This is a genomic window from candidate division WOR-3 bacterium, from assembly GCA_039803925.1.
Taxonomy (GTDB): Bacteria; Hydrothermota; Hydrothermia; order Hydrothermales; family JAJRUZ01; genus JBCNVI01.
Window position 1 is genome coordinate 61,794 of record JBDRZL010000008.1, and the last position, 7,889, is coordinate 69,682.

At 30.4% G+C, this 7,889-nt stretch carries 6 protein-coding genes; 1 reads left to right on the plus strand and 5 read right to left on the minus strand.

The window, feature by feature from the left end:
• Positions 1-93: 93 nt before the first annotated feature.
• Positions 94-909 carry a hypothetical protein gene (locus ABIN17_04965; protein ID MEO0284408.1) on the minus strand — a complete coding sequence of 272 codons (816 nt, stop codon included), beginning with the start codon at positions 907-909 and terminating at the stop codon, positions 94-96.
• A gap of 141 nt (positions 910-1,050) precedes the next feature.
• Between ABIN17_04965 and ABIN17_04970 the strand changes: the two genes are divergently transcribed.
• The gene (locus tag ABIN17_04970; protein ID MEO0284409.1) at positions 1,051-1,200 is read left to right on the plus strand and encodes a hypothetical protein; all 150 of its coding nucleotides are present in this window, start codon (positions 1,051-1,053) and stop codon (positions 1,198-1,200) included.
• 1,080 nt (positions 1,201-2,280) lie between these two features.
• Here the strand turns inward: ABIN17_04970 and ABIN17_04975 are convergent.
• The 4 genes from ABIN17_04975 to ABIN17_04990 all read right to left on the minus strand — a co-directional run.
• Positions 2,281-5,418: a tubulin-like doman-containing protein gene (locus ABIN17_04975; protein ID MEO0284410.1), complete on the minus strand. Its 3,138-nt coding sequence runs from the start codon at positions 5,416-5,418 to the stop codon at positions 2,281-2,283.
• Between the two features lie 25 nt (positions 5,419-5,443).
• Positions 5,444-6,790, minus strand: coding sequence for a VWA domain-containing protein (locus ABIN17_04980; protein ID MEO0284411.1), 1,347 nt, complete (start codon positions 6,788-6,790; stop codon positions 5,444-5,446).
• 10 nt (positions 6,791-6,800) lie between these two features.
• Positions 6,801-7,229 carry a CvpA family protein gene (locus ABIN17_04985; GenBank protein MEO0284412.1) on the minus strand — a complete coding sequence of 143 codons (429 nt, stop codon included), beginning with the start codon at positions 7,227-7,229 and terminating at the stop codon, positions 6,801-6,803.
• Between the two features lie 323 nt (positions 7,230-7,552).
• Positions 7,553-7,889, minus strand: a 337-nt coding sequence (locus ABIN17_04990) for a hypothetical protein (protein MEO0284413.1), incomplete at its 5' end; no start/stop codon positions are given.

A 7,889-nucleotide genomic window follows, 5' to 3' on the forward strand; every position in this document is an offset into this window, starting at 1 on the left:
AAGTAACAAATCAAGCTTCCTTAAAAGGGTGAGAGTATCATGGACTGAGTTGGCTGGGATTTGAACCCGGGACCTTCGTGAGTTTAATTTTTTTCAGTATGATACGGGTGTTCCGTTATATGAGACAGTATAACTATCGCAATTGAATGTTACTTCTAAATAATTTGTTCCATCAGTTATTTTTACTGTTCCACTGTCAGGATATTCACAACCAGAATTTTCATTATAATGGACATTTTGAGCTAAAATCTGGAATGAGTAATTTACACCACCATACTTTACAGAATAATTCCCATTGAAGTTAATTGTGCCACCCTCCCAGGGTTTATTTGGGTCATCAGGAATGTATGAAAAATCAAAAGATGTTGACCATACAATGTTGTCCATATAATTAAAGGAAAAATCAATATGACCACCCCACTGATCCCCGGTATGATTTATATCGTAAGTAGCATTTAATTTCCAGGATATTGTTTGTCCCTGAGTAGTGACTGTGTAAGAGATATCAGTAAACTTTAAATAAAAACCTGATGTGGGGTCATTATCATCTTTATCCCTTATTATTGCTGTTCCTGTAAGTGAAAAATTAGGGTACTGATAATGACAATCAAAGGTAGCGGTTGCATTTTTACGGTATCCATCCTGGTCAAAATCACTTGTATCACCAGTAACAGTAACACATGGACTTTGTTTTATTCCAAGTTTTCCGAAAGCCATTGGTGAGGTTCCTTCAGGATCAAACATCCCAAGAACCATAACCTGGATTCCTGTGGCTACTGAAGGTGCAATACCCTGTGCAGTTTGTCTATCAAGATTTTGCTGTGGCTTAGGTTCAGTTGTCTTTTTCTTACAGGAGGTTATGATTAGAAATGAAAATATAATTATTCCAATTTTTAGAAAGTTTTTCATAATTTTTTGTTTTTTTTTAATCCGAGTTGAACGGAATTTTTATTTTATTTAATTTTTAAAAAAAAGTCAAGAATTTGTAGAGTTCAAAAAAAATGAAAAATTTTAAAAAGATAATAGATAATTTGAAAAAAAGATTAAAATATGAAAAAGAAAAAAAGTTTAAAAAATAATTATAGAGAGGAAAAATTGAGGGAAATTATCAAATTTTTTGAAAAATATGGCGACAAGGCAACAAAGGATGCTTTTGGAGTTAAGAAGGATTGCTGTATATTTATGGAAAAAGAAATTTAGGGAATCGCAAAGGTAAAATAGAATCCCTTATTCCTAAATCAAGAGCACCTATAAGGAGAAGACAAAGACTCTTTATCCTGAAATAGTTGAATTTATAAAAAGGAAAAGGTGGAAAGTGTCCCAGAATGGGGCAGGATACTTTGAAAGTGCTTCTTGATGAATTTTGTGAGGAAAGAAAAATAAAATCTCTTTCTGCATCTACTATTAAAATACCAAATCCAAGAGCAAAAATATCTTTTTATGCAAAAACGGGTAAAGTAAAGGTATATTTTCTGTGCAGCTCTTTTAAAGACAAAGTTTGGTTTTACTTATGCTTACAAATCTTTGAGAGGTGAAAATGCAAAAGATTTTATGAGAAAATGCTTATGTTGAAAGATTTAAAGAGGACTATACAAGAACATTTTGTAGGAGGCACTTATGAAGATCTTATTGAGCCAGAAAAATTCAATGTAAACCCCATAAATCTTTAAATAATTTTTCTCCCCTTCTTTTATTTTTTAAAAAAATATATTAATAATCCTTATCAGTCTAAAATGTTATGGTATTCTACATCATATTTAATTTCTTTTAAATAGTAGTTTATAATTTTAAGCCAAATTGATTTATTTGTCAAATTAAATGAGAATGTGAATTACTCTGCAACTGTAAGTAAAAAATCAATATAGAATTGGATTTAAAAATGTGAGAAAAGTTGTTGTTGAAAAAAATTTTGGATAACAAGTCAAAGATAAAAAATAAAGATATATTCTCCTGTAATTAAACTTTTATCCTGAAATAATCCTGCAGTGTTTTTTTTTAGTAATAGTCCTTTTACCTTAATTTATTTGATAAAGGCATTTTGAAAGAAATAATAGAAAAAGCAAATAAAAATTTGAAAATTATTATTCGGGAAATTAAAAAAATTTTTAAAATGAGTATTAGAGTGGTAAAATGCTCGCAGTATTAAACGCGTTTAAATCAATGCAAAGTATAACCTTCTGAAGTTCAAAAATATATTCTATTACCTCAAAATTATAATTTTTTATAAAGATTTAACAATCTCTTTAATTTTTTCCTTCTTTTATTCTTTACTTTTTCTTTTTATTCTTCCAAAGATTCTTTTATTTTTATGAATTTTTCATCATTTATATCTCTTGGAACCAAATCTCCAAGCGTGTTAAGTATTATGTCTCCACTTTGTGGTGCTATTTCTGCCCTAATCTTCTTCGCAATGTTTTCCCATGTCTCATATCCAGGGGCGGCTTGACCTCCTCCAGGCTTTATTTTCTGATGAAATTTATATGCTTCCACAAAAATATTCTGAATTTCTTTTAACTTCGCTACATTCGGTTTCCCTGCTGTTCTTTTTTCAATTTGGGTTTTAATATCATTTTTTAATGCATCTTGTTCCTTTTTAAATTTTTTAAATTTCTCTATCAATTTTGGTAAAGAAGTTGCTAAGGTTTTCCCCCCATACTTAAATTTGCCTTTTGCATCTCTCTCTATTATTCCGGTGCCAATTCCTAAGGCATATAAAAGAATTGCTTCAGTTTCCTCTTCTGTTACTAAAGGATCTTCCAACATAATATCATCTTTCCAGTCAGTATAAAACCTCATATCTGTATGAACTGGTATCCCTCCTTTTTTAGGGAAGTCCATTATATGTCTTTTATACTCATTATTCAATGTAATTAACTCCTTCAATGCAAAAAGTGGTGTGCAAAACTCCATTCCAGTGATAGCAATTTGATGTGGATCACCAAGGGCAAAGGTTATCCCTGTAGGGAAACTATCCTTAATTTCCTTTGGGGGATTCTCAGGAGCATATACTCTCAATAAACTATCAAAGGACAGGGAGTTAAGAACAGAAGGATCTATGCTACTTCTTGCAGAAGTAATTTTACCCTCATCTAATTGATAAAATGGTTTTGTAAGAAATTTAAATCTTTCTAATAATCCCTTGTATGCATTTTCTTTCCATGAATCAAAATCTTGTAGGTTTTCATCTTCGATAAGAAGTTTCGCGCTTTCGTCTGTAAAATCATATCGTAAGGTTGTTAAATATTGGTGCCTGTCTCTGGGTTGCATTTCTTCTTTAATTTTTTTATAAAGATCTGTTATATACCAATTCAGTGCATCATAAACAGAATAATTAAAAAGAATATCTTTTACTCTTTTTTCTATACTTATTTTAAATAATCCCTCTATATTTTCTTCAAATTTTTTTTGGTTTGCTTCCTTGAACGCTCCTTTTGCATTATTATTTTTGCCATATAACCCATTATAAGAGTCCTCGAAAATTTTACAGATTCCTATATATCTTTCTTTATCTTCACTTATTCCGTTTCTTAAAGCTTCTAATATCTCTTTATTTCTTAAAATCTCTTCTATTTTTTCTCTACATCTTTCTTCAATTTTTTTTGTTCTCACTTCAAGGGTGAGAGGATAATCACCTACGGCAAAACGATCTTTATCTACAAGGGTTTCCCTTGCAGTTTGTTTCCCAACTTCCTCAAAATGTTTATTGTATATTTTTTGAGATGTTTCTTCTATAAATTCAACAACTTCTGTGACACTTCTTATGTGGTTTTTAAAATGATTATAAAAATTAACAATTTCATTATTTTCAATCTGTATCACTTTATTATCTTTCCACTTCTTAAACATCCCAACAAAATCTGAACGGCATGCTTTCCAGCGCGAAATAAGAATTTTTTTTGTTTGGTCTTCTAACATCTTTATTTTTCCATCTAAATCTTTCTGTTCAGGAATTGGTAAGGTAGCCCTTGTTAAGTTTTGAATTTGTCGGTTACAAAATTCTTCAAGTTTCCTTAGCCAATCTTTTATTCCCTTAAAATCAAGTTTATGTATTTCCCTTTCAATTGTTTCCTTTAATTTATTTTTTTGTTCTTCTAAGTATTTGTTAAGTGTCTCTTGAATTCCTTGTTTATAATTTGTTAAGTTGTTTATTTCCCATTGATCAAAGTTATTCCAGTTTGCATTTTTTATATTTTCTATAACATTCCTTTTTTTGGAATTTTCAATAAGCCTTTTTTGTGTAGAAAAAATATCATCGAGTTGTGTTTTTAATGGGTTTAAAGAATCTCTAAGCTGGTCCGGCATTAAAGATTGGGTCTTAACATAGATATCTATTTCATCTAAGTTGGCTTTAAATTCCCCAAATCTCCCTTCTTTCTTAAATATATCTACAATGATTCTACTTGTTATCCTTTTTGCAATCCATTCATAAGGAAAGACAATAGTTGATATGGCTAATGAGCCATATTGAAGAGATCTTTTATTTTTATAGAGGAGATTGTGAGGTAGCCTACTTAACAGGTTATTTAAATCACTTGTTATTTGTGTCTTACCTACTGCAAAAGGATATAAAAATTCAGCAACCAATTCTTTATAATCATCAATTAAGTTTCCAGTTTTATTTCCAACAAAACATCTACTCTGTGAATTGTAGTATTGAACAAGAAGAACACCATCTAAAAATCGAGTAAACTTATCAAGTCTTTGAGGGAGGCTTCCCTTATGATAATTCATCTTAAACTCTTCAGGTTTAACCATCCACCTTTCAATTTCTACAAGTGCACCTATACTCTGCACACCACTACCCCTAGCACCGCCTGTTTCTGTGACTGTTCCATCAATAAATACTCCAAAAATCTTGGCTATATCACCAACAATGTCTCTAATTGCAAATATAGTATCAATAAGAATTCCAGAACCAGTCCCACCACCTAAGGAAGAAACTATAAAAATTAAATGAGAAGCACCTGATGTAGCAGGCTGTCCAATGGCTTCAAGAACCTGCGCATTTATCAAACTATTTATAAGAAAATCATAAATACCCTCAAAGTAGTAATAAAAAAGAAGCCTTCCATTAGCTCTAATTCTTTCAGCTTCCTGTCCCGGGAGAATAGGATCTTTATGTGTCCAGGGATTCCCATTAGGAAGAACAAGCCACCATTTCTTGAAATTTGAGTCTCCTTTCCACATTTGATTAACAACAGATTGAGGGTTTTTAAGTCCTGGAATTGTGTATCTACATCCTGCGTCAAAATCTTCACCTAAACGATCCACATCGTAATTAGGTTGAATATCAATTCCATAAAAGAAAACGTCTCTCCTCCTATTTTCTCTAAGATTTTCTTTAGCTTTCATTTTCTTTTTTAATCTAAGGACACAACTTGTCCCTATACCTCCCAGACCATAAAAAATAAATGCCATGTTTCACCTCCTTTTTTATAATTTATCATCTTTCAAATTTAAACATTCTATTTCCCACTAAAAAAATAGTTCCATCTGTAAGTTCTGTCCATCTTTTTTTATCAATAGGGTTATTATTAATTAAAACTTCAGATTTAAGTGGTTTTATAAAAACTTGTCTCCCTCGGTTAATCATCAATACAAAGGCTCTTCTATCTAAATTTGGCACATTAAGGTTTTGAGATATTATTACTTTATTTGAGTAAAATCTTTGTCCGTTCCTTATCTTGTATCTCAAAATTTCTTGACCTGTTTGATATATTTCAACAATATCCTCATTTTCAAATCTTGGAATTAAAATTAACCATAAAGTTATTAAAAGGATCAGAAAAATTGGTAATGTCACTTTCAAAATTTTTAAAATAAAAGGTTTAGTTGGCAGAATTTTTAAAGTGATTTCATAAATAAGTGGATTTAAAATAGACCCCTTTTTTGTTTCAAAACTTATATGTATCTTTCTTTCTCCCGGGGATAACTTAGGCAGATAAAGTTTAAAGTTTTGTGTCTGAACCTTTTCTTTAATTTCAAAGTTGTAAGGTTCTATTTTCCCTTCAGGTAAAATTTTTAATGAAATAGTATCATTAAAAAGTATTTCGGTTTCTGCTTCTGTTTTCAGAGAGAACTCAATTACCTTTTTATTCTGGGGGATACTGAAAAAATTTTTTTCTGAACTGATTTTTATTATCTGGAGTTTTGGAGTTATTTCCATTTCTTCTGGTTTTCTGGTATATTCCAAAATTTTCACCTGTGGTATTTCTTTTGCCATTGTATCAATTTCTCTTGGGGGCTCAATACCAAAAGAAATATAAAATAAATATGCATTTAGTTGATCCATTTTTTCTTTTCCCCAGTGCTCGCGAAGAATTCTCTGAAATTCAATCGGAGATTCATGTGATTCTGGTGGTGGTTCGTTTATCCCGTCAGTATAAACATAAATATATTTAGGCACATTAGGATACTTTGCATTTATCTCTTCCATCCTTTTTGCAAGTATATCAAACGCTCTTGACATATGAGTATACCTATGGTTAAATTGTAATTTTTCTATTTGCCAGCAAATTCTCTGAAAATCTTCAGTTGTGTTTATTTCGTCATCCCAGAATGTTCTCACATCATCACCGAATCCGCTTAAAATCACCCTATCTCCTATTTTCAAATTCTCGGGTATAAATCTTCTCAGGTCTCTTTTTACACTTTCAAAAAGACTATCTCTTAACATACTCATAGAGAGGTCAACCATAAAAACATATATTTCTTTATTATTTTCTTGTGATAGAAGATTTTTTGAGAAAAATATAGACACGATTAAATGACCGATTAAAAATTTTTTCATTTTTACCATATCAAGCTCCTTTGCTTTTCCAAAATTCTTTAAACTCAGTCAAATATTTCAAAATAAATGAGTTGTCAATAATTTCTCTTGCCCCAGGGAAAAATTTATAAATAAATGAAATCAAGTAAAAAGAAAATACCAAACCTATAAGAAGTCCAAATATCCCGCCAAAAAAATTACTTAAGGGTAAAAGTTTCCCGATTTTACCAACAAACCTCGCAATAATTATAGAAATAGATAAAACAAGAAAAAAAGTAACAACGCTAAGAATAAGATTCCACGGGAATAAGTGAATAAATAAACTATGCACAAGAAAAGAAAGGTAAATAGCAATAAGTATTCCACATACTTCAATTAAAATTCTTGGGAAACCCTCAAAAAATCCAAAAAAACCACATGCAACAATAAGTCCTATAATTATAAAATCAAAAATATTCATAAAATATATTATAATTAAATTTAATTTTAAAATTCAAATAAGTTTTGATTTTTTGAGTCAAGTAAAAATTTAAGAAGTGTCTCCTATTAGACACATCAAAATTTATTTTCTGCTTGCTTACATTAAAATGAGTTAGCATTTATGTTTGTCTACAAAAAGTAAATATTATTTTGCATCTGCTTTTTTAAATTTAGAAGCACATATCAAGGCAGTTAAGTTCATTATTATATTTTGCGTTCACATCCGCTTCTTTTTTCACGAGTGATTTAAAGGCAAGCATATCCTGGTCCTGAGTAGCCTGAATTAATCTATTCTTTACTTTTTTATAATTTTTTCCAGTCATCAAGTGTTGCGGGTTTATTAAGTATCCTTAATTTCTCAAGCGAATCTATAACTGAATTTATATCTTTACCTTTGAAAATTTCATAAACCTGATAAGCAGATGATTGATATCTGTTTAATTTTTCAAAGGCATCCTTAATTTTAACTCCAATTTCATCAACTACCCAGTATGTTATGAGTTGTGCCCATCCCTCTTTAACTTCCTCAGATGTTTCTATAAAGAATTCTGTTGGCCATGAAGAGGCACCTGGTTTTGGTAAAAGATGGGTAATCCAGTGACCTATTTCATGAAGGAGAACAACCATTCTCAAAAGATTT